19 protein-coding genes and 1 pseudogene are annotated in these 22642 nt (G+C 67.9%); 14 read left to right on the top strand and 6 right to left on the bottom strand.

Going from position 1 to position 22642, the window contains the following annotated elements; genetic code table 11:
- Positions 1-377 precede the first annotated feature (377 nt).
- Positions 378-785, top strand: coding sequence for a hypothetical protein (locus tag HCA58_RS07290; protein ID WP_205807774.1), 408 nt, complete (start codon positions 378-380; stop codon positions 783-785).
- Here HCA58_RS07290 and HCA58_RS07285 read toward each other — a convergent pair.
- Positions 782-1516 carry a haloacid dehalogenase-like hydrolase gene (locus HCA58_RS07285; RefSeq protein ID WP_169596966.1) on the bottom strand — a complete coding sequence of 245 codons (735 nt, stop codon included), beginning with the start codon at positions 1514-1516 and terminating at the stop codon, positions 782-784. The genes HCA58_RS07290 and HCA58_RS07285 overlap by 4 nt on opposite strands.
- A 366-nt stretch (positions 1517-1882) precedes the next feature.
- Between HCA58_RS07285 and HCA58_RS07280 the strand changes: the two genes are divergently transcribed.
- The 5 genes from HCA58_RS07280 to HCA58_RS07260 all read left to right on the top strand — a co-directional run bounded on the left by HCA58_RS07280 (position 1883) and on the right by HCA58_RS07260 (position 7694).
- Positions 1883-3331 carry an FAD-dependent oxidoreductase gene (locus HCA58_RS07280; protein ID WP_169596965.1) on the top strand — a complete coding sequence of 483 codons (1449 nt, stop codon included), beginning with the start codon at positions 1883-1885 and terminating at the stop codon, positions 3329-3331.
- The gene (locus HCA58_RS07275) at positions 3328-4617 is read left to right on the top strand and encodes a hypothetical protein (protein WP_169596964.1); all 1290 of its coding nucleotides are present in this window, start codon (positions 3328-3330) and stop codon (positions 4615-4617) included. Before HCA58_RS07280 ends, HCA58_RS07275 begins: the two co-directional genes overlap by 4 nt.
- 17 nt (positions 4618-4634) lie before the next feature.
- Positions 4635-5492: a class I SAM-dependent methyltransferase gene (locus HCA58_RS07270; RefSeq protein WP_169596963.1), complete on the top strand. Its 858-nt coding sequence runs from the start codon at positions 4635-4637 to the stop codon at positions 5490-5492.
- Entirely contained in the window at positions 5489-6100 is a 612-nt protein-coding gene (locus tag HCA58_RS07265; protein ID WP_169596962.1) for a GTP cyclohydrolase II, read from the top strand. Before HCA58_RS07270 ends, HCA58_RS07265 begins: the two co-directional genes overlap by 4 nt.
- 202 nt (positions 6101-6302) lie before the next feature.
- Positions 6303-7694, top strand: coding sequence for a UDP-glucose/GDP-mannose dehydrogenase family protein (locus HCA58_RS07260; protein ID WP_169596961.1), 1392 nt, complete (start codon positions 6303-6305; stop codon positions 7692-7694).
- Between the two features lie 129 nt (positions 7695-7823).
- Here HCA58_RS07260 and HCA58_RS07255 read toward each other — a convergent pair whose 3' ends face one another.
- The 3 genes from HCA58_RS07255 to HCA58_RS07245 are packed head-to-tail and all read right to left on the bottom strand — an operon-like array spanning position 7824 to position 10406.
- Positions 7824-8375, bottom strand: coding sequence for an NUDIX domain-containing protein (locus tag HCA58_RS07255; RefSeq protein WP_169596960.1), 552 nt, complete (start codon positions 8373-8375; stop codon positions 7824-7826).
- Positions 8362-9072, bottom strand: coding sequence for a 2'-5' RNA ligase family protein (locus HCA58_RS07250; RefSeq protein ID WP_169596959.1), 711 nt, complete (start codon positions 9070-9072; stop codon positions 8362-8364). Before HCA58_RS07250 ends, HCA58_RS07255 begins: the two co-directional genes overlap by 14 nt.
- Complete coding sequence (locus HCA58_RS07245; RefSeq protein ID WP_346775891.1) at positions 9069-10406, bottom strand: helix-turn-helix transcriptional regulator; 1338 nt, start codon at positions 10404-10406, stop codon at positions 9069-9071. The genes HCA58_RS07250 and HCA58_RS07245 overlap by 4 nt, the downstream gene beginning before the upstream one ends.
- 228 nt (positions 10407-10634) lie before the next feature.
- Here HCA58_RS07245 and HCA58_RS07240 point away from each other — a divergent pair, with 228 nt between their 5' ends.
- From HCA58_RS07240 to HCA58_RS07210, 8 genes and pseudogenes are all read left to right on the top strand, one after another.
- The gene (locus HCA58_RS07240; protein WP_240955588.1) at positions 10635-11117 is read left to right on the top strand and encodes an NUDIX hydrolase; all 483 of its coding nucleotides are present in this window, start codon (positions 10635-10637) and stop codon (positions 11115-11117) included.
- Between the two features lie 133 nt (positions 11118-11250).
- Positions 11251-13224, top strand: a complete 1974-nt coding sequence (locus HCA58_RS07235) for an ATP-binding cassette domain-containing protein (RefSeq protein ID WP_169596958.1) — start codon at positions 11251-11253, stop codon at positions 13222-13224.
- A gap of 11 nt (positions 13225-13235) precedes the next feature.
- Positions 13236-13853, top strand: coding sequence for an AAA family ATPase (locus tag HCA58_RS07230; protein WP_169596957.1), 618 nt, complete (start codon positions 13236-13238; stop codon positions 13851-13853).
- 214 nt (positions 13854-14067) lie between these two features.
- Positions 14068-14274: pseudogene (locus tag HCA58_RS23995) on the top strand (helix-turn-helix transcriptional regulator); the annotation flags it as partial.
- A gap of 264 nt (positions 14275-14538) precedes the next feature.
- Complete coding sequence (locus HCA58_RS07225) at positions 14539-15447, top strand: hypothetical protein (protein ID WP_346775899.1); 909 nt, start codon at positions 14539-14541, stop codon at positions 15445-15447.
- Positions 15444-16346 (top strand): PfkB family carbohydrate kinase, encoded by a 903-nt coding sequence (locus HCA58_RS07220; RefSeq protein WP_169596955.1) that lies wholly within the window; start codon positions 15444-15446, stop codon positions 16344-16346. The genes HCA58_RS07225 and HCA58_RS07220 overlap by 4 nt, the downstream gene beginning before the upstream one ends.
- Positions 16347-16399: 53 nt before the next feature.
- Positions 16400-17920 carry an RNA-binding domain-containing protein gene (locus HCA58_RS07215; protein WP_169596954.1) on the top strand — a complete coding sequence of 507 codons (1521 nt, stop codon included), beginning with the start codon at positions 16400-16402 and terminating at the stop codon, positions 17918-17920.
- Between the two features lie 420 nt (positions 17921-18340).
- The gene (locus HCA58_RS07210) at positions 18341-18862 is read left to right on the top strand and encodes a hypothetical protein (RefSeq protein WP_018787389.1); all 522 of its coding nucleotides are present in this window, start codon (positions 18341-18343) and stop codon (positions 18860-18862) included.
- Positions 18863-20147: 1285 nt separating this feature from the next.
- On the opposite strand, the gene HCA58_RS07205 is transcribed toward HCA58_RS07210, so the two are convergent.
- Positions 20148-21257 (bottom strand): cytochrome P450, encoded by a 1110-nt coding sequence (locus HCA58_RS07205; RefSeq protein ID WP_169596953.1) that lies wholly within the window; start codon positions 21255-21257, stop codon positions 20148-20150.
- A gap of 240 nt (positions 21258-21497) precedes the next feature.
- On the bottom strand, positions 21498-22523 hold the full coding sequence (locus HCA58_RS23400) for a GNAT family N-acetyltransferase (RefSeq protein WP_240955586.1): 1026 nt from the start codon (positions 22521-22523) through the stop codon (positions 21498-21500).
- Positions 22524-22642 lie beyond the last annotated feature (119 nt).

The raw sequence follows: 22642 nt of genomic DNA, 5'->3' as shown, positions 1-22642 counted from the left end.
CTGCCCTGACCTGCTCGACCGAATCGCTCTACCCGACTGACTACTGGGCACCGCATGAGAGCGGCCTCGCCCAGGACGGGGCGCCAGCGCTCCGGCACACCATCCAACGAGCGCGACCGAAGTCCCCAGGCCAGGAGCCTTCAGACTCTAGATCGACGCCGCCGATGTCGAGCCGGCAGGGCGACGTCTCGGCGGCTGATCTAGAGGTTGAGGCGATTCGCTCCTGAGGGCGGGTAGCGGGCGCGTCTGGTGGCGTTCAAGCCGGGATTTGAACTACGTCACTGGAAGCCGGTGGAGGAGGTCGTCGTCGTGATGCGGACGAGGCGGTGCCCGGCTAGCCGATAGCCCCGGTCCTGTAGCCGCTGCTCCCAACCGGCATGGGTGCCGATGGGAGCGGCTTCGTCAACGACTTGTCGCCCGTTGACTGTGTCGGCCTCTACAGCGACTGGAGCAGCGCTCGCCTCCACGTCTACGCGGGCACGTGCCATCTCCTTCTCGGTCAGCCCCACCAGGCGGTGACCGTGCTGGAAAGTGCGGTACAGATGCTGCAACACGACCACGCCAACGCCAACGTCGCGTTGGCGGCAGCCGTAGACCTCGCCAGCGCCTACGCCGGGGCCGGCGAACTCGAGCAATCCTGCACCCTGCTCGGCAACACGTACGATCAGCTGAAAGCAGGTGGAAACCATCGAGGCATCGCTCGAGCTCAACGAGCCCGGCAGCGGTTGGCCCGATGGCGCGACGAGCGGGTTGTCCTCGAACTCGATGAGCAGATGGCCGCCTAACGGGCAGCAGGCGACCCGCCCGAGCTCAGTAGCGACATGACGGCGACCACCACCGTCGTCGGGTCGAGACTGTCGAGTACCAGGTCAGGTTCGTAGGACGCCAGCTCTTGGCGTCCAATCCGGTGAGCGACGACAGCGACGCGAAAGTCGGCGTGACGTGCGCAAGCGATGTCGTTGGGCGCATCCCCGATGACGATCACTCGAGCGGAATCCAGCGGTTCACCGTAGATCGCGGAGTAGCGCTGAGCCACGACTTCTGGAAGCTGAAAGCGATCTCGCGCGTCCGATCCGAACCCGCCGATGCGAAGATCAAGAAAACCGTCCAAGCCCGCCACGTCGAGCTTCACCTCGGCGGCCGAACGTAGGTTGCCGGTCAGCACGGTCTGGACGAAGCCACGTTCGTGCAGCTCCGCGATGCTCGCCGCAGCACCTGGATACGGCGGCTGGACCTCAGCCAACTCCTGCCGACCCTCCTGCATGACCGCGGCGATGGCCTGACGGAAGGCGGGTATGCCCGCCTCCACGGCTGACGGGTCCACGCCCGAAGCGATCGCCGTGTCCACGGCGATCGACTCGTCCGTATACCCATGCACCTTCTTGTCAGGGAAGACAACCTCGGACTCCGCGATGCCGTACGCACGAGCGATCGCGCGCGTCAGCCAACGCAAGTCCGCGGGGATGAGCGTCCCGTCAACGTCCCAGATGACCAAGCCGGCGCTGCTGTGGTTCATAGATGCATCGTCGCACGGGCACGAGCAGCTAACCCTGCCGAGCACTCCGGGTTCGCGGTCGGACCGAAAGGCCAAGCGGGGGATGCGGTCACGGCAGCGGGTGTCGGTGGATTGTCATAGTCCGATGACATGCCTGTCCGACAACACCCGACGTCGGCGACTGTAAGTGAGCCTTCCCCGAAAGGCCCGGGCGGATCGTCCGGGCATAGCTGCCCGGACGGCACCTTCGCTGCCCTACGTGGTGATCATCGAGCTGGCCGCGGCTGCTGCCGATCTGCTGGGCCAGCCGCAGACATGCAGCGCGTCCGGTGGCGGGGATGGCTGTTCGCTTCCGATCGCCTGCGACTGTTGGAAGGAATGTCTGCAATGTTCATCGATGTCGTCGTCGTCGGCGCTGGCCCAGGTGGTCTGGCTTGTGCCCACGAGGTCGTGCGCCAGGCCCAGGACCTACGGGTGCTGCTGTTGGAGGCCGGGCGGGGGATGCGGAATCGGCCGTGCCCGGTCGACCGAGGTCTGCGTTGCACGGGGTGCGCCGGGATCTGCAATGTGATCAGTGGCTTTGGCGGCTGTGTGCACTACGGAGACGGGGTGAAGTTGAGCTTGCTGCCATCCGGCCGCCGCCTGATCGATCACTTCGGTGAGGACCGCGCCGACGAACTGTGCGAGCGCGCTTTCCAGTTCCTGACCGCTCCACTGCTAGAGCCACCCATTCTGAGTGGCACGAGGCTTGGCGCGCCAGTCATCAAGGCGTTTGCCGGGAACGGCCTGGCCATTCGGGAGTACCCGGTCGCGGTCTTGGGGGAGACGCAGGTCCGGGACATGCTCACGGCGCTGTACGGCTTCCGCAACGACGCTCTGGCCGTCTGGGAGAAGTCGGAACTTGTCACCGTCGCCCTGAAGGGGGACCGCCTGACGCTGGCGGTAGCGACCCACGCTGGCCTCGTCACCGTCGAGACGGCACGTCTGGTGCTGGCCACGGGCCGGCACGGGGTGACCAGCACTCACAACCTCCTGACGACGTTCGGGGTGCAGACGATCGCGCCGGACATGTCGCTCGGCGTGCGTCTCGAGACGAGGGCCGAGGTGCTGGCCGCGATCGGCGTTGAGCACCCCGATCTGAAGATCACCCAGTTAGAGCGGGTGGACCGTAAGACGAAGACGTTCTGTTTCTGCGGCGGCCCGAACGGTGGCCGGATCAAGTTCACCAACTACCAGCGCTCCTTCGGGCGGGAGGTGATCACTCTCGACGGGCACGAAACCAGTGAACGCCTTCCCGGGGGGCGTTCACTGGCAGCCAACTTCGGCCTGTTGTGCCAGCTCGCCAGACCCGGCACCAGCACCGAAGTCCGGGCCGAGATCCTGTCCGATTACTGGCGGCTCAGCGGAGGCCGGCCGGTGGCGCAGAGTCTGCGCGCGTTCATGAACAAGACGGCCGAGCCGCGTAGTTGGCCGGAGTTGGCTGCGGCAGTGACGTTCGAGCCGTCCGTAAAGGACTTGACTACCGCCCGGCTTGACAGCTTGTTCACCGGCGCCGAGCACGTCAGCCTTATCGAGAGCCTCCGCCGGGTCATGGGCTCGATTCTGGACCACGCCGACGCCGGCTTGTCCGTGGATGACCTTGTCGACGATGTTCTCGTGATCGGGCCTGAGGTCGAGTTCTTGTGGGACCGGGTCCCGGTCGACGAGGACTGCAAGGTGCGGGGCCTGCCGATCTACGTGGTCGGCGACGCCGCAGGGATCGCCCAGGGCATCGTGCAGGCTGCCATGATGGGCGTTGCTGCCGGCGACGCCATCGCGTCCGGTATGCCGGCATGACCGCCGTCACGACTCGTCGCCCGGTCGCGGACCGGTTCGGGCCGCTCTACCCGGAGTCGGCGATGACGTTGCCGGTCATTCCCAGCCTTCCCATGCCGAGATTCGCCGCGCCGCCACCGGACGTGCGCAACCTCAGCCAGCATTACCGCGACCATTACGGCGCCAACATCCTGCGCGAATATCCCGCCGGACGATCCGGGGACCGGCTCGCGGTCATCGACAAGGCATTCCCGCACAGCGTCTACGACATGATGCTGCTTGCCACAGTCGGCGACGACAGAGTAGTCGCGTCGTCGGTCAGCGATGTCCCCGAGGCCATGCTGACGGCGCTGCTCAAGTTCTGTAGGCAGTTCGTCGGCTACGTCGACGCCTCCTCGACTCGGCGCCGGTTCGACCTCGACGGGGCGCAGCTCATGATCGGCACGAACCACGACCCGTACACGGTCGACCGCGACAACGGGCAGTGGTGGGACAAGCGGATGCACTGGCACCTCAACTGCTGGCCCGCCGCCGCCTACCGCGACGCCTCGATCGTGCCGCTGGGCGAGGTAGACGACCTCAACCGACGACGGGCGCTGGTGGACCCCATCGCGCACCTGGCCGCCCAGCTCATGCGTGACGCACCCCGTACGCAGCCGCTGCCCGCCGGCTGCCATCTGGCGGGTGACGCAGATCTGTCCGCTGCAGGTGGCCCAGTCGGATTCAAGATCGCTCTTCCGGACTGGGACTTTCTCCTCGATACCGCCTGCGCGCGCCTCCTCGTCCAACTTCATCAGGTGGCCGCCGGCGCTTACGCACAGCTACGGGAGTGCTTCACCGGCAGCCCGGCGGCGTTGCCTCCGTGGACTCGGCCGGGACTGCTGCCGCCCGGCCAGGTTGCGGCGAACCTGAACAACCTCACCTGGCTATCCGAACCCGGCCGGCAAGGTCTCCTCAGGCTGAGGGCGTTACTCCGGGACATCACCGCCCACGAGATGGCCCTGTTGCGAACCAACATGGATCTCGCAAACCGGTGCCTGACCTTGGCAGGCTTGGACTACCACCTCGGATTCTGGTCCCCAGCGCGGCTCGGCAGCTCGGGTGAATGTCCGCCGGTCTACCTCGTGATGCAGTTCAAGCTGCTCAGCGCCATCGGCAGCAGCCCGGCGATCGGCGGCAGCGTCGCCTCGATTCTCGACCGCTTCCGCGGCCCGATCATGTCGGCACAGCAGACCCGCCTGCGTCGACAGTTCCAGGACGGCTTCCTCGCGGACCTGGAGCATGGCGCACCGGAGGCAGCAGCGTGAATCTCCACCCTCCCGACGTGACCGTAGCGCCCAGCATCACTCCGGAGGTCCTCGCCTTCTACGCCCACGGGGCCGAGCAGGGACGCCTGAACGACCCGCGCCGCCACATCGAGTACCTGCGCACCCGCGACATCCTGGCCCGCCACCTTCCCCCAGCCGGAACGGTTGCCGACGTCGGCGGAGGACCCGGCGCGTACGCGTTTCAGCTGGCCGCGGACGGCTACCGCGTCCACCTCGTGGACCCTGTCCCGCTGCACCTGGAGCAAGCCGCCACCACGTGCGCCCGCGCCGAGTCGCCGCTGGCCTCGATCTCGCGCGGGGACGCGCGCCAGGTGCCTCTCGGCTCCGCCAGCTGCGACGCAGTTCTTCTGCTCGGACCGCTGTATCACCTCACCAACGCCGCTGACCGCGCCCGCGCCTGGGGCGAGGCGTACCGCGTACTTGTCCCAGGCGGCGTGGTCGCCGCCGCAGCGACGTCCCGCTACTACACCACCTGGGAATACCTCGCCAAGAACCTCTACGACGACCCGGCGGTGGAGGCGATCCTGGCCCGACATCTTCGCGACGGGCAACACCGCAACCCGACCGGTGATCGACGGCTGTTCACCACCGGCTACTTCCACAACCCGAATGGTCTCGCTGCAGAAGCCACCACCGCAGGCCTGCGCCCGCACGCCCTGCTCGCGGTCGAAGGCGCCGCCAAACTGCTGCCCGACCTCGCCGACCGCCTCCGCGACCCACACCGTCGCGACCTCCTCCTGCGGGCGATCCGCCGGGTCGAGGCAGAACCCTCACTCCTCGGCATGTCTGAACACGTCCTGCTCATCGCCCACAAGCCCACACCCGACAGCACCGCTGCGAAGGAAACGAGATGACGACTACCGTTCGGCTCGCCAGCTGTGACCTCCCCACCGCGTACGGACAATTCCAACTGCATGCTTTCGGCCCCGAGACCGGCCGTGAGGAGGTGCTCGCCGCCGTCCACCGCCCTCAGCCCGCCGGCCAACAGAATCCGCTGGTACGGATTCACAGCGCCTGCGCCACGGGTGACCTGCTCGGATCCCTCAAATGTGACTGCGGCCCCCAGCTGGCCACATCCCTGCGCATGATCGGCGCATCCGACTACGGGATCCTGCTCTACATGCTGTGCCACGAAGGCCGCGGCATCGGGCTTGCTACCAAGATCCGCGCTTACACCTTCATGGACCAGGGCTACGACACCATTGCTGCAAACGCCGCCGTTGGCGCACCCACCGATGCCCGCGACTACCGACCCGCCGCAAGCGCTCTGGCCTGGCTCGGCGTCGCTTCAGCCCGACTCGCCACCAACAATCCTCACAAGATCGACGCCCTCAGTACCGCCGGGATCACCGTTGACCGTGTCCCACTCTCCGGTTTCGTCACCCCCGATAACCGGGACTATCTCGGGCAGAAAGACACCCTGCTCGGACATCTGAACAGCAGCGGAGCCGCCGCTTCTTGACCCGAATGTCCAGTTCGACACGACCCGCCGCCCGCCTCCGGTCGGTATCATTCCGGCGGGCAGCAGGCGGGCCACGGCCTTCAGGCCGGCTGTTCACCGCAGCAAAATGGTGGCGCGCCGAAGGCGCTGGTCAGCGGCACTGCTGACGTCTCAATCCGGATCACCACGCGTCGGTATCGTTCATGGCGAGAGGAAACGCTCAATGAAGGTCTGTGTTGTCGGCACCGGATACGTCGGTCTCACCACCAGCGTCAGCCTGGCCTTCCTGGGCCACGACACCACCTGCATCGACCTCGACAAGCAGAAGATCGACACCCTCCGCGGCGGTCACTGCCCGATCTACGAGCCGCATCTGGAAGCGCTTCTCGAGCAGGCCTCTTCCCACCTGACCTTCACCACCGACTACGCCGTCGGCGTACCCGACGCCGACGTCGTGTTCATCGCCGTGCAGACCCCGCAACTCGACAACGGCAACCCCGACCTGCAGTACCTGCGATCCGCCGCCGAGAGCGTCGCCCAGCACCTGCGTGGCGACTTCACCGTCGTGGTGAACAAGAGCACCGTTCCGATCGGCTCCGGCAACTGGGTCGACGCGATCCTGCGCGAGGCCTACGAACGTCACCACGGTCACCGCCCCGACGGTCGATTCGCCGTCGCCTCGAACCCTGAGTTCCTACGCGAGGGCACCGCGCTCGCTGACACCCTCTACCCGGACCGCATCGTCATCGGCTCCGACAACCAGAAGAGCCTGGACGTCCTCAACCAGCTCTACCGACCCATCCTCAACCAGTCCTTCACCCCGCCCACCGTGCTGCCCCGCCCTGCCGGCATGAGCGCCGTGCCGCTGGTCTCCACCGACCTGGCCTCGGCCGAGCTGATCAAGTACGCGGCCAACGCCTTCCTCGCCCTCAAGATCAGCTATATCAACGAGATCGCCGCGATCGCTGGCAAGGTCGGCGCCGACGTCCGCGAAGTCGCCCGCGGCACCGGCCTCGACGCCCGCATCGGCCCCCGCTTCCTGAACCCCGGCATCGGCTGGGGCGGATCCTGCTTCGGCAAAGACACCGCAGCGCTCATCGCCACCGCCAGCGAGTACCACCTCGCCATGCCGATCGTCACCGCCGCCCGCGACGTCAACCACCGCCAGCGCACCAAGGTCGTCGACCGGCTCCTCGACGAACTCCACATCATCAAGGGTCGCAAGATCGGCATTCTCGGCCTCGCGTTCAAGCCGGACACCGACGACCTGCGTGACTCACCCGCCATCGACATCGCGAATCTGCTCCTCGAACGCGGTGCCCGGATCACCCTGCACGACCCCGTCGCCGCCGATCGCTTCCGCCGCGAACAGCCCACCCTGGCCGAGCACCTCGCCGATCGCGTCGAAGACGTGTTCGACGACGCCGACGCCATCGTGGTCGCCACCGAGTGGTCGCACTACCGCGATCTCGACTGGGCCAAGTTCGCCCCCACCATGCGCTCACCGCTCGTCCTCGACGGGCGACACTGCCTCGACGCCGACAGGCTCACCGAAATCGGCTACCGATATCTGACCATGACCGCACCCGCCATCCCCCCGCGCTCCCAGACCTGATTGTCCTGGCCTATTGGCAAAGTTGACGGCGTACGACTCTGCCGGCGGTCTGCCTGTCGCGGTCGGGCAACCGCCGGCCTCAGCATGAGCGGCGATGAGTAACGTGACGGCCACTGGGCCGTCATCGCTTCATGTCAATGCGGTCATCGCCCGCGCGATGCGAGGGCCGACAAGCCGCTCAGCCACGGAGAGGGGATACCACGTCGCACCTCCCACCTCCGATTCTTGGATACGCCCCACGTCCGCCTGCGCCGTCAAGAACGAGTAGCCGAAGTCGAGATGGAAGTGTTCCGGCTCGTCCTTCGCCGGCCGCGCCGGAACTCTGCCGTACTCGACGTAGACCGGCATCTGCGATGCTGGGACGAGTTCGCTGGGATCAATACCGGTTTCCTCTACCAGCTCACGCACCGCCGCGCTGATCAACGTGGAGTCGGTCGGCTCCAGGTGTCCTCCCGGCTGTAGGAGGATCCCGTAGGCGAGGTGATCAACAAGCAGCACCTCGGTGCCGCCGCGGACCAGGAGAGCGCCAACCGTCACATGCATCGGGAAGGTTCGGCGCGAGGCGAATCCCTCTCCCTCAGCCAGCAGCTTCACCGGCTCAGACAGCGCCACGGCCTCGTCCGGATAGCACTCAAGGTAGGCCAAGAGAACCCTAGAGATGTCCGAGCTACTGATCGCCACGACCTGCCTCCGCTTCAACGCGTTGAGGGCACTGACCGATCAGGGGCGCGGTTGCCCGGGTCGACCATCGGTAGGTGCGGTGCTCCCGGTGGAGGGCGATCAATGACACCTCGCTGACCGTCGCTGTCACGGCGGGCAGGTCCCGCAACTCGGCCAGCCTGGCGCGGATGGGGGCGGTGGGGGCAGGTGCCCCGCTGTAGGCGATCGTGACGTGGGGCCGGAACCCGTCAGCTGGTTCGGGGACGGTTGGCCACACGGCGGCGATCGCGGCCCGGATCGCGGCGCGGACCCGTTCGACGGGGCTCCAGGGTCGGACGAGCAGACCGATTCCTTCGGCGTCGGGGTCGACTGGGCCGAGGGACAGGTCCAGCGGCGGCAGGCCGGCGCACCGTTGCCGGGCTTCGGTGACGATCGCTTCGATGTCGCCGTCGGGCACCTCGTCGGTGAAGCCGAGGCCCTGCATGGTCAGGTGCAGGCCGTCGATCGGCACCACGTCCAGTGCGGGGAGCTGGAGCTTGTGTTGAAGGTCGGTGACGGGGCGGTGGAGGTCGGGCTGTTCCTGGAAGGTGAGGTGCCAGGTGTAGAAGTGGCGGCCGGCGCGCCAGCCGGGACGCCAGTACCAGTGCTCGGTGAGTGCGGTCAGGTCCTGGTAGGCGGTCCACCGTTGCCGCAGGCTGGCCAGTTCCCGGCTGCTCATGTCGGCGATCGTAGGCCCGGTGGTGGCGGGCTGCCGGGATGCGTCAATTCGGTGAACAGGTCCGCGACGTCCTGTAGTCGCGGGTGACGGCCGAAGGGGTGGGCGGCGGCGAGGAACTGGCGAGTGCGTTGGTAGACCGATTCGAAGCGGTGCTCGGCGGTGAGGCTGAGTGCTTCCAGCGCCAGCCCGGCGGCGTGGTCGAGGTCGCCCGCCCGCGCGTGGGCCGTGGCCAGATCGAGGCGGCTGAGCGCCTGCGGACCGCGCAGCTGCGCCGTGTCGAACGCCGCGACAGCGGCGGTGAGGTGGTCGATGACGCCGGTGGTGTCGCCGAGGACCAGGTGGGCCGTCGCCGCGTTGGCGGCGGCCCGGGTCGGGCAGTACGGGCCGAGGGTGAGGCTGGTGCTGACCTGCCCGTCCGCCGGGTGTTCGGGCAGCAGGGCGAACGCACGGTCCACGGCCTGGTGGACACCCCGGCGGTCGCCGAGGTGGGCGAGCGCCCGGGCCTGCCCGTTGATCGTGAGGCGAAGGCGATGCGGGCCGGAACCGGCGTGGCGTAGGCCGTCTTCGGCGAATGCGAGCGCGTCGCGGTGCACGCCGGTGTAGTAGGCGACCAAGCTCTGGGTGGCGCGGGCCCAGGCCTGCGTGTCGGGTTGCCCAGCGGCGTGGGCAAGGTCGAAAGCTTCGGCGGCGTAGGCGCGCGCGACCGGGAAGGCGCGCAGGTCCAGGGCGAGGGCGGCGAGGAGCCCGGACAGGTGGGCGGCGGCGGTGTAGAGCCGGGCGCGTTGCGGTGGGTGCTGCCGGGCCGCCATCAGCTGGTCGACGCTGACCCGCAGCGGACGCAGCCGGGACACAAGCGTGGCCGCCGGGAGCCGTTCATTGTCACCGATCGCCTGCCGCACTTCGCGCTCCAGGTGCGCCAGCCGCGCGTCGTCATCGGCCGTCACGGTCAGCGCGGACCGGCGGGCGGCGATGCGCTCCTCGTGCTCCCACCACACGGCTGCCGCGTCGGTGGCAGCGCCGGGGCCAGCGGGTGGGGGCGCCGGGCGGTGGCGGTGTTGATGGGCCAGGTCGGCGATGCGGTCGTACTCGGCGGTCAGCACGCCACCGGTGCGCAACACCGCGTCGCAGCGAGACCAGAAGGACCGCTCGGGATGTTGGCGGCCGGTCTCGGTGTTCGCCACCGAACTGCGCCCGTACTGCACGAGCCGGGCCAACCCGTGCTGGGTGTGGGCGGCGTCCTTACGCAGGTGGGCGAGGTGGCGACCGAGCGCGCGGCGAGCGGCGGCGATCTCGTCGTGGTCGACCATCGCTGCCACCCCCGGTGCCACAGTCACGATGAGCCGACACCGTAGCTGCTCCCGGTGACACTTCCTGAACCCTGCGGACTCCCCGCGCGGCTGCCCCCGATGGGTGAATGGCCAGTTCACAGTGCCCGCGTCAGCGGGGCGGGACCGCGACGCGGACGCGGTCGGGGTGGTGTCGGAGTTGTGTCGGCATCTGCCGACAATGTCGGCGCACGGCGCTGCGGGCGTGTCGACCGGCCGGCGTCCTACGGTCCCTGCATGCCCTCCGAACGCCGCGACGTCACCGCTGGCCTGCCCCGTAAGCGGATGGCCGCCGGGCTGTTGATCACCGACGCGGATGAGCGGGTTCTGCTGGTCGAGCCGGTCTACAAGGCCGGCTGGGAGATCCCTGGCGGGTGCGTCGAGGCTGACGAGTCGCCGTACCAGGCTGCGATCCGGGAGTGCCGGGAGGAACTCGGCCTGGACCTGGCACCGGGTCGGTTGCTGGTTGTGGACTGGGTACCGGCCCGCGCCGGGCGCACCGAGGGCGTCATGGTCATCTACGACGGCGGCACCCTCGACCCCCGCATGGAAGACCGGATCGTGGTGCCGCCCGGCGAGTTGAAGGGCTGGGCCTTCTCCGACCCGCCACAGGCCGCCCAGCGGCTACCGCCGTTGCTGACCCGCCGGATCACCGAGGCGCTGAACGCCCGTGCGGACGGGCGCAGCTACTACCTCGAAGACGGCGTCCGAGTCACCTGACCGGAGACCCACCGCCCGGAAGGGCGAAGCGTCAGCTGCGCCAGCCCGGAACGCCAACGGGACACCTCCGCTCCCGCCGTTCGCATCGAGACATCACCACCGACCACCGTGCTCACCTTCGGGAGGTACCGCCATGCCGAAAACCGACCACCCCGACCGCACGCCCGCCCGTCCCGCACCACCGCAGCGGGATTCGGTGCTGCCGGAGCTGCGGGAGGTGTGGTGGGAGACCGGCGTGCGGGCGCGAGCACAAGCCGGCCTGTTCGCCGTCTTCTCCGAACTACCCCGCCTGGTCTGGGCCGCGCTCACGGTGAGTTGGCGCGCCGACCGGGTGCGCACGTCAGTGGTGGCGGCGACCACGGTGGTCGCCGGGGTGATGTCAGCGTTCGGGCTCCTCGCGGCGCAGCGGGTGCTCGTGGAACTCTTCGCCAGCGGCCCGACCGCCGACAAAGTGACCGCCGCGCTACCCGCCCTGGCCGCGCTCGCGGCGGCCACCGCGCTGCGCGCCGGCATGGCCACCGCCATGGGATACGCCCAGAACGGCCTCACCCCGAAGGTCGACCGGGAGGTCGAACGCGGGCTGTTCGAGGTGACCACCGCCGTACGCCTGGAGGCCTTCGACGCCGACGCGTTCGCCGACGACATGGAACGCGCCTCCCGCGGCGCGAACTCCACCACCGCCCTGGTCCAGGCGTCGATGAACCTCCTCGCCGCCCTCGCCGGCGTCATCGCCGTCGCGGTCGCCGTGGTCGTGGTCCACCCACTGCTGCTGCTCGCCCTGCTGGTGGCGACCGTCCCGAACGGCTGGGCGGCACTGCGCGCCGGGCACCTGCGCTACCAGACCTACGCCGCCGGGTCGGTACGCCGCCGCCGGCTGTGGCTGCTGCACCGGCTGATGGCCGAACGCGACTCCGCCCCCGAACTGCGCTCCTACGGCCTCCGCGACTTCCTGCTCGACCAGTACGACCGGGTCATGAACGTCGAGACACGGATCCAACTCGCCCTGGCCCGCCGGGTCACCACGACCACCACCGTCGGCGCGATGATCGGCGGGATCGCCACCGCCGTGGTCTACGTCCTGCTCGGTCTGTTGCTCATCGACGGTCAGATCCCCCTCGCCGCCGCCGCGACCTGCGTGATCGCCGTGCAGTCCGCGCAACGCTCGCTGGCCGTGGTGACCTTCCAGATCGACCGCGTCTACACCGAGGGGCAGCACTTCCGCGACTACACCGGCTTCATGACCCGAGCCGCCGACTACCTGCCACCACCCACCGACCGGTCCGCCTGTGCGCCGGTCGCGGAGCGCCTGCGGGAGATCGACGTCGAAACGGTGAGCCTGTGCTACCCCGACCGCGACACCCCCGCCGTCGACCGGGTCACCCTGACCATCTCCGCCGGGCAGACCGTGGCGTTCGTCGGGGAGAACGGCTCCGGCAAGTCCACCCTCGCCACCATGATCGCCACCCTCCGCGCCCCCACCAGCGGCACCATCCGCTACAACGGACGGCCCGGCGACGACTGGGGCACCGACGCGCTGCGGACGCGGATCGGCGTCGTCACGCAGGAGTACCACAAGTGGCCGTTCACCGCCGCCACCAACATCGCCATCGGCGACATCAGCACCACGACGGAGCAGGACCGGATCGAGGCAGCCGCCGGCCGCGCGGTAGCCCACGACATGATCACCGACCTGCCCCACGGGTACGAGACGCTGCTCGACCGCACCTTCGCCGGCGGGCAGGACCTCTCCGGCGGGCAGTGGCAGCGCATCACCGCCGCCCGCGGGTTCCTCCGCGACGCCGACGTGCTCATCATGGACGAGCCCTCCTCCGCCCTCGACCCCCGCGCCGAGGACGCCCTCTTCCAGGCCATCCGCGACCGGCAGGGCACCGGCATCACCATTCTGATCACCCATCGGCTGGCCAACGTCCGGCACGCCGACCGCATCTACGTCCTGCACCACGGCCGCCTCGTCGAGACCGGCACCCACGACCAGCTCATGAGTGCTGACGGGCGGTACGCCGAGCTGTTCACCCTCCAAGCCGCCGGCTACGACAGCACACCCGCGCACGCCACGACACTGCCCCGCCAACCCGCCTCCGCCTGAAGGACCACCGGATGAACAAACCGCACGCCACCGATAACGCGCCAACGCTGGTGATCATCCGCGGCAACTCCGGCAGCGGGAAGACCACCGCCGCCCGCGAGGTCCGGCGCCGCTACGGACGCGGGGCCGCCCTGCTGGAGCAGGACTACCTCCGCCGAACCCTGCTCCGCGAACACGACAGCACCCACATCGACCCGGTAGCCCCGACGTTCATCACCGCGACCGCCCGCACCGCCCTCGACCTGGGCTACCACGTCATCCTGGAAGGCATCCTGCACACCGAACGCTATGCCACCGTGCTGCACCAACTCCTCGACAACCACCCAGGTCCGGCCACCGTGTTCTACCTGGACGTCTCCATCGACGAGACCATCCGCCGCCACCTCAACCGAGACGAACCGATCCCCGTCACCCCGGACGAGATGCGCCGCTGGTACACGCACGGGGACCTGCTCAACGTCCCCGGCGAAACCATCATCCCCGAACCCCACACCTTCGAGCAGACGGTTACCACGATCCTGCAGGCCAGCGGCCTCATCAGCGCCACACCACAATCGGCGTGCCCACGACGCTGCCTGCACTGCGCCCGCAAGGCCGACAACCCTTCCACCGCTGCTACGACCAGCTGATTAAGCGCGCCCGCACACGTCGCTCCGAAACCCCGACATGAAAGAGCCGCGGGCCACGGCCCGCGACGGAACCCTCTACCAGCGACGGCGGGTAGACGACCTACGCAGCCACGACCGCACGGTAGGGTAACCATTTACATCGAAGACCGCCTCTGGTCGGCGCTCGGTCATCTCACTCAGCCGTCCGAGGCGCGATGGCCCCGGGGAGGCGACGGTGGCAGATCCGAACGAGGTTAGCGGAGCGTGGCGCGCGCTTGGCCAGCAGTTGGCTGCGTACCGCAAGGCGGCCGGCCAAACCCAGCACTCACTGGCGCCCAGGATCCTCACCGGCCGCAGCACGATCGCGAACACCGAAGTTGGACGCCAGCGTCCAGACCGGGCCTTCTGGAAACGCTGCGACGAGGCTCTCGACACCGGCGGCGCTCTCACCGCCGGGTATGACCAGGTCGTTGCTGTTGAACAGAAGTACCGTCGGGCCAGGGGAACAGCAGCATTCACCACCGCCCTGACCACAGCCGGCACCGCCCTGGTAGTCGGCGCATACGGCCAGCCCGCAGGGGAGACGGATATCGTGACGACTGTGGCAGACGGGCGATGCCGGCAGGTTCAGGTCAGCCGCCGGGCGCTCCTACAGGCGGTCCCCGGTGGTGTAGTGGCATCTCTGGCGAGTGCGGAACCGCTGGTCGTGGCGACACGGGCGGCGCAGGTTGATCCGGCTGTCGTGGAGCACTTCGCGGTACTGCGGTCGGTGCTCGTGGAGTCCGACAACCGGGTCGGTGCCGCGGCGATCCTCCCCACGGCCCGCCAACAGCTCGGCCACATCGCCGACTACCGCCGAGCCGCACGAGGCAGCCTGCGCGATGCGCTGTTGAGTACCGAGGCCCGGTGGGCGGAATTCGCCGGCTGGCTCAGCGACGATATGGGCGACCGCGACGCCGGCGAATGGTGGCTCGCCCAAGCATTGACCATGGCCCAAGAAGCCGGCGACATAGAGTTCACCGCCTACGTTTTCGCCCGCATGGCACAGCGGGCCAGCGACGCCACCGACCAGGACCGCGTACTCGGGCTCGCCCGTGCCGCCGAACGCGCCGGCAGCACCCGGGAGCAGGTGCGCGCGTTCGCGGCGGTGCAACGCGCCCACGGGCACACGGTCGACGGTGACACCGGCTCGTTCCGGGCCGCCATCGACGAGGCCCGCCACCTCGCTGCCACCACCGGATCAGACGGCGGTGGGCTCGGCGCGTTCTGCACCACCGGATACATCAGCGCGCAGGAGGGCGAGGGCTGGCTTCGGCTGGGTCGCCCCGGCGCCGCCGTCCGGTGTTTCGGCGAGGCTCTCGACGCGTGGCCGGAAACGTACCGACGGGAACGGGGCCGCTATCTCGCGCGCACCGCCGTCGCCCACGCCACCGCCGATGAACCCGAGCTGGCCGCTGCCGCCGCCCTCGCCGCGCTCAACCTGGCCAACCTCACCCGCTCGGCACGCATCCAACGCGAGGTCGCAATCGCAGGCCGCCAGCTCGCGGCGTTTGCCACCGAGCCCGGAGTGCAGCAGTTGCATGCCGCCCTGGCCGCTTCCGCGGCGAGCTCGTGACCGACAGCAGCGGTGCCGGCAACAGGGTCGATGTCGTCTTCGTCGGCCGGGCCAACATCGACCTGACCGTCCATGTACCCCACCGCGCCCGACCCGGCCGCACCGCCGTCGGCTCGCCTCTGACCGCCAACGCCGGAGGCAAAAGCCTCAACCAGGCGATCGCCGCCGCCCGCCATGGCGGGCGCGCCGCCCTGATCGCCAACGTCGGCGCAGACACCTGGGGATACCAGATCACCACAGCACTGACCGACGCCGGTGTCGACACCCGCCATGTCCGGCTCGTCCCCGACGCCACCACCGGCGCGGCCATCATCGAGGTCACCCCAGACGGCGAAAGCTACATCACCCTCGCACTCTCACCCGCCACCGAACTCACCACCGACGACATCCACCGCGCCACCGCCAGCCTCGCCGCGGAAGCCGTGATCGTGCAGCTCGACTTACCACCCGAACCCGTGACCACGCTGCTGAGCCACCGCCGGGCGCCGATCCTCGTTGGCAATCTCGTCCCTAACCCCGGCCTCGACCCCCGGCTGCTCGCGGAACTCGACGTCCTCGTGGTCAACCAGCACGAAGCCGCCGCCATCCTGCGCACCACCGCCGGCAACCCGCTCGAATCCGCCGCCGCGCTGCAACGCCTCGGCCCACCTACCGTCGTCGTCACGGCAGGCCCCAATGGCGCCGCCTTCACGCACCCCCACGGATCCGGCACCGTGCCGGCACCTGCCGTCCCGGTCGTCGACACCACCGGAGCCGGCGACGCCTTCCTCGGCTCTCTTGCCTTGGACCTCGCCCGCCACGCCCCGCTACCCGACGCCATCACCACCGCCGTCCACGCCGGCTCCCACACCGTCGGGCACAGTGGTGCCCACACCCCCACAAACCAGATCCCTGAATAGAAACAAGGGCTCGACCCTCGGCAGTCGAGAATGGAAGTAGAGGACGACCGTAGATGGACCCGGTACCCGCTGCTGACGGGAGAGTCGACCGTGAACGGCTCGACGAGTTGCTCGCGCTGCAGACCGAGTTCGACGGACTCGACTTCAAGCAGGAGCGATCGCTGGCGAAGGGAACGAAGGCTCGACTGGAGTTCGTAAAGGACTGCGCCGCGATGCTGTCCCGCCCACATGGTGGATACCTGGTCATCGGTGTCGACGGCGTCGGCGCACCCAGCGGGGCCCTCATCGAGACCGCCGACTACGACGCGTCCCGTCTACACGACATGCTGACTAAACACCTCGAAGGTCAGGTGTCGGTTTCATCAGGTGTGCACACCGTCGACGGCAGCACGGTGGTGCTCGTCTGCCTGCGGCGGCGCGGCGACGGTTTGTTCCCGGTGGTCAAGGCGGACTTCGTGGCCAACGACGGCGGCACGCCGACGACAGTTCTGCGCGGTGGAGATGTGTACGTGCGCGAAGGCACAAAGACTCGCAAGTGGCGCTCCGCGGATCTGGTCGGGCTCATCGCGCCCCACGTGGCCATGGTGCGGCAGGAGGAACGTGCCAGGCTCGCAGACCTGATGGACGTCCTGCGGCGCGAGTACCAAGGGCTGGCTCTGGCGTCCGGGCCGGTGGCGGCGCTGACATGGCAGGTCGGGCAGGAGCAGTTCGATACCGCGGTCACCGAGGCTATCCGGCGCAACGACACCTCCGCACTGCGACTGCTCGTGCTTGGTCTGCAACGCGACGGCCTCGGCCTGCTGACCCAAGACGCCGCCGCAGCTGGCGAGGACCTGCTGCAGCTGCTCGACCGGGCCACCGCCGTCGCCGCTATCGCGGTCACGCTCAGCACCCAACAGCTCGTCGACGATGTCGTCACGATGCTGGCTCGCCTCTACCACCGGCTGTATGTCAATGGTGAAGCACTGACGAACACTGCTGCGGAGCGCGGACTCGCCATCGCCGCCCGGATCCTCGCGGTCATAGCGCTCGCCGTGCGGCTAGACCAATGGTGGGTCATCCGCAAGCTTGCGCTACGCCCCGCGGGAGACACCATCGTCTACGTGTCCTGGCTGCGTCACGCCCAAGTCCAAGCGGCCAGGCGCCACGTCGTTCTCACCAACACAGCCACAGAGCCTGTCGGGGGCGGACTGGTAGCAGCCGCCCGACAGTTGATCTCGATGTTGCCGGCGCTGCGCCCCGACCTCCCAGGCGACCTCGTTGACGACCTGCCCCTCGGAACGCCGCCTGCTCCCGGCGATCCGGTGATCGATTCGGTGTGTCAGGCGGACCTGCTGTGGTGCGTCGCCGCAGCGCTCGATACACCACAGGAGCGAACCAGATACGAGTTCTACCCCAGCTTCGCCTGGCTCTACGAGCACCGGATCGCACCCATGGTGAACCGGCTACGCACCGACGAGAACCTGACGAAAGACGTATACCCCGGCCGCGCTGTCGATGAGGTGCGCCATGCGCTTGACGAGGTTCTGCAGCTAGCCGCTCGGGAAGGAGGCCGGCTCGGCCACTTTCGATAATGCCCCAAGCTCAACCTCAGCCGATCTCACAGTAGAGGGTACGCCGGTGCTGGATAGCACCGCGGCACAGCGCAGATAAGGACCGCTGGTGTTCCTCCCAGGTTTCGATGTGATCTCCACCAAACCCGGTGGCGGGACATCACCCCTCATCGACCCCGAACACGGCACGACCGGCACGACGACGTGGTCGGCCCTCATCCTCCACGATGCCGTGCTCCTGAGCTGACCGGCCACCCAAGCCCAGCCGCTCAAACAGCCCACAGGTCAACGAGCCGTATAGCCGACACAACACCCCTACGGGCGCGTCTCACGTCGTGTGTCCGGGCTTGCTCTACGTACACTCTGTCCTGCGAGGAGCCGGATCACCTAGCCCGCGCATTGCTGTGGAATCGGTGCTGTCTGTCAGATCGGGGGAGCTGCGTGGGCGACGAGGGCGAAGAGGAAGTCGAGGTGGCCATCCCCGGTCCCGGCGCGGACACGTACGAGGGGAACGAACTGCTGCACATCGCGTCCACGATGCCTCACACGGACATCGACGTGGTGCGCCGACGCATCGGGAAGATGGACAATTTCCGGGAACTTGCCACTGACGCCCTCGACGTCCTAGAACGGCATCACCACGCCACGCTCGGCGCCAACAGCCAAAGTCAGGAGTGGTTCCACCGCGCCTGCCAGGACACCCGGGACATCTTCCGGGTCGTGCTCGCGCAAGACCTGGAATGGGAGCAGCAGCGGTACGTGCTCGACCTGCTGATGCGGCTTCTGCAGATGGAAGGTGCGAAGGACACCGAGAGCAGGAACCTGCTCAGCTCGCTCTCCGACAAGCTATCCAACAAGATGATGGTGATCGGCGGTGTCGCCATCACCGCGGCTGCTGTGGTCGTGACGGTCGGCGCTCCCAAGGCGGCACGGCAGATCGCACAGGCCCTACGCAGAGACTGACCTCGAACACGATCGGGTCAGCCAGCGGGCCGCGCCACATAACGAAACGTGCCCAGCCGTAGGTCCCCCTTTCCAACCCACGCTCGCCACGCGGACAACTCGGAAGGGTCGACCCCGCACCGCACGCCCGCATCACGGCCCCCAACCGAACAGCTCGCCCGGACCCGCCGCACACCAGCAGGCCGTTACTGACAGTTGTGGCATAGAACGGGAAACATCCCCGCCGAAACAGAGGAGCACCAGCGGAGCACCAGACGTCCACATCGCGGACGATCACGACACATGCTGGGAAGCGATCAAGGCCGCAACCGGCGTTTCCGCTGGTCACGGCCTTGATCGTGAAGTGCGCCCGAAGGGACTCGAACCCCTAACCTTCTGATCCGTAGTTAGCGCCGCAATCGCTTGAGGTCAGGGACTTGCGGTCACCGGACAAGGTTACCCGTTTTGCAACTATCCATCACTGTTTGGTCCGCGAATCTTCGGGTCTCACATGATGAGAGCGGCGAACGATGGGCGTAAGCCGACGACATCTTTCTCCGCCGAACCCACGTCCCTGACCCCAATCGCAGGGGTCCGTACATCTATCCGTTCTTCACAGCACATCACCCCTACGCCTACTCGCCGACCACTACAAAGAGTTACCGCCAGCGGCTCCTCGACGGGGCCGAGTTCTACATACGTCTCGTCAACCAGGCGTTGAGGCTGTTGGCCAGGGCTGGCTCTACCGGTACGTGCGGTGGTGGCGCGCGGCGACGGCGCTACGTACCGGTCCGAACAATGCGGTCCTTCCCCGCCGGAACTGGCCAGAAGGTACTGGTCCAAGGGAGGCTCACCATCATGGGACTCGTCGTCGAACCCGTCCTGCATACCGACGCCACAGAACGGACCCGGTAGTCCCCCAGGGGTAGCGTGACGGCTCTGGAGCAACGTCGTCCGGCCCTCTCACCAACAGACCGGGCACGGCCGAGGAACGACACCTCGACGACGTCCTCCCAGCCATCGTCCAGACTGGCTCGGCCGCATGTAGTTCGACGCGCAAGCCGACGTCCCCGTGCCGCAGCCCGGTCCGGATCAGCAGGTATCCTGGCACCGCCTCACCTCACATGCCATTGGACTGCCCGACCCGATCACCGAAACCTGCGGCCCTCGGGCGGCTCCGCATCCGCCGCCACGACCGACTCGGCGGAGTCCTCCACGAATACGAACATGCGGCCGGACCAGCGCGGACAGTATTATCCTCACCCGCACCGTCCCATTCCTCACGCGCTGCGAGCTTGGCTTCCGTTCACGCAGTTTCTCGTACGATCGGGGGGGATACCCGGAGCGTCAGTTCGCTCAGGCCCCGATAGGTGCGGTTCTTGCTCCATGAGAATGGGCCCAGCTTGGCTTCGGGACAGCTCAGCGCAAGCTGTCTGAGTGTCAGCGAAGCTTCCAACCGGGTGAGGGCAGCCCCGATGCAATAGTGTGCGCCGAAGCCAAAAGCCAGGTGCCCGATTCGCCGGTCGGTGACTACGTGTGCCGGCGCGAGATGCGGCGGCGAGGTAACAGTCATCGGATCGACTCCCGTGAGCGAGACCAAGACTGGATCTCCGGCGGGGATAAGACAACCGTCCACTTCCAGATCGGTAGCCGCGGCCCGCGCCACATGGCCGAGCGGCGGCCGAAAACTCAGGGTCCGCTCAACCACGTCCTCGGCCTCGTCCAATTTCACCAGCCGTGGCAGCAAGCCGTTCTGCAATGCGTACCAGATGGACATTCCGATCAGCGAGGAAGTCGTCTCCAGACCACCGAACAGAAGCATTGAACAAGTAGCCAGCCGCTCCTCGTCATTGTCTGCTGCCTGCTGCCAGACATCTCGTGCAGTGACTGAGCCAGCAAGGGCCTCACCTATTTCGCGCATCGCTTCCTGTGCCGCCTTGGCAAGGTTCGCTCGATAGGAGGCGGCAACGAAGTCTGCAATCGCGCGGGCCCACCGGTGCAGTTCGGACACATCCGTGTTCGGCAACCCGACCAGGAGAGCAATCGTCCGGGCCGAGACCACGTTGGCTACACCGCGTACGGCATCCCCCCCACCGCCGAGCACGTACTCCTCGACTGACTTCCGGATGACGTCTTCGAGGGCACCGTGGATCTTCCTTAATCGGGCGGGGGCGAAGAGGCTACCGACCCGGCTACGGGCCGACCGATGTTCTGTGCCGTCGCGCATGACGAACCAGCGGCCGAGGATATTCAACAGATCGGCATATTCCTCGCGGGCTGCGGCGGGCAGGTGGAAGCTGGTCTGCAACACCTGGGAGGACAGCCTCGGATCTGCGAGCGCGGCCCGAGCGCTGGCCGCATCGGAGACTATCCAGGTACCTAGTCCGTGAAGGTAGCACTTCGTCCGGTCCGTCATCGGTACACCTTATGATCGACGTACGCGGATCTCCAGGCTGAGTCGGTATCGCATGTGTCTGCTCGTGATCCCGGCCGCACGGCCCCAACACCGGGACCTTCGAAGCCATGCGCACGTCGGCCTCTGCGCCCGGAATATCGGCACCGCCGCCGCAGCCCTGGTCATCCTCCACATCGAGCACGACCGAACCGTCTGGCGGACATGCGCTACGCAGGGTCACAGGCCGTTACCCGTGAAGGCTCATCGGGGGTAGCCTGTGACCACGTTCCACAGTCGGGTCAGCGAGGCGCCCCGGTGGGCCTTGGTCTCGGGGTGGCCGATGCCCAGCTCGACGCGATCCACACCACACTCCGTCGCCAACTCCACCGTCGCGCGGAACACAATGGTGGCATACACAGTGTGGCGTGCCGGATGTTCCGCGTGCAGGCCGACCTCGAAGGCGTCGACCAGGTCGCCGGTGACCCGCACGAAGCACACGCCGATCAGTTCCTTCCCGTCGCGCACGGTGAGGCAGAGGACACGGCCGGCGGAATGCCGGCACCACTGGTCCAGCCGCCAGCGCACCAGCATCGGATCGTCGTCGACGCCGTTGCGGCGGGCCACGTCCGCGACGAGGCCCGCCGCTTCGTCGAGCAGTTCGTCACTGCACGCCTCCCGGTCCAGCGTCAGGCCACTCGCGTCGAATCGGGCCCGGTCCCGGCGCCAGTTGTAGCGGACCTCCCGGGGAAGAGTGGCGACGAAGGCGGCCGGGGTAGTTGCTCCGGCGAGATCGATGGTGGCCCACAGGTCGCACGGTGCGCAGCGGGCCGTCGGCCAGGCCTGCTGCAGGATCGGTACCTGGCCGTGCGGCACGGCTAGCGCCACCAGCGTCGCCTTCTGTTCCGCCGCTAGATCGCCGGCTCGCCGAGCGAGTGTGCGCAGGACCGCCGACGACGCCCACGGGTCGGTACGTTCCCGGACCAGTGCGCCACCCACATATCGCGTCGTGCTGCCGACCACAAGGACGCGCTCGGACGGGCCAGGTACCGCGGCCCGGACGCGATCACCGAGAAGACCGCGAGGGATTCCGGCGCGACGCGGCCATGACACCTGGAGCGCGCCGAGCAACATGCCTCCGTCCGCCTCCTCCAGGCAGTCGGAGAGCCAGCGAGGCTCGGTGTGCATCGCGCGGAGTGACTCTTCGTGGAAGTCGGGCCAGCCGAATTCGAACTTCCCGGACAGCGCCGGATTGCTTCCGGGCGGGCTCGAGCGCCGGTGAGCGGTCATGATCCAAGCCTAGTTCTGAATCCCTGAGGCGTACGAGTGGTGGGTTTCGCGTCGATGTCGGTCCGTCGGTGGTTGCGGGTCGAAGCGACCGGTGTGATCGAGTTCTTGACCATCCACAG

The organism is Micromonospora sp. HNM0581 (assembly GCF_012726175.1).
In the GTDB taxonomy this organism is placed as follows: domain Bacteria; phylum Actinomycetota; class Actinomycetes; order Mycobacteriales; family Micromonosporaceae; genus Micromonospora.
This window is presented reverse-complemented; position numbering and strand designations above follow the sequence as displayed.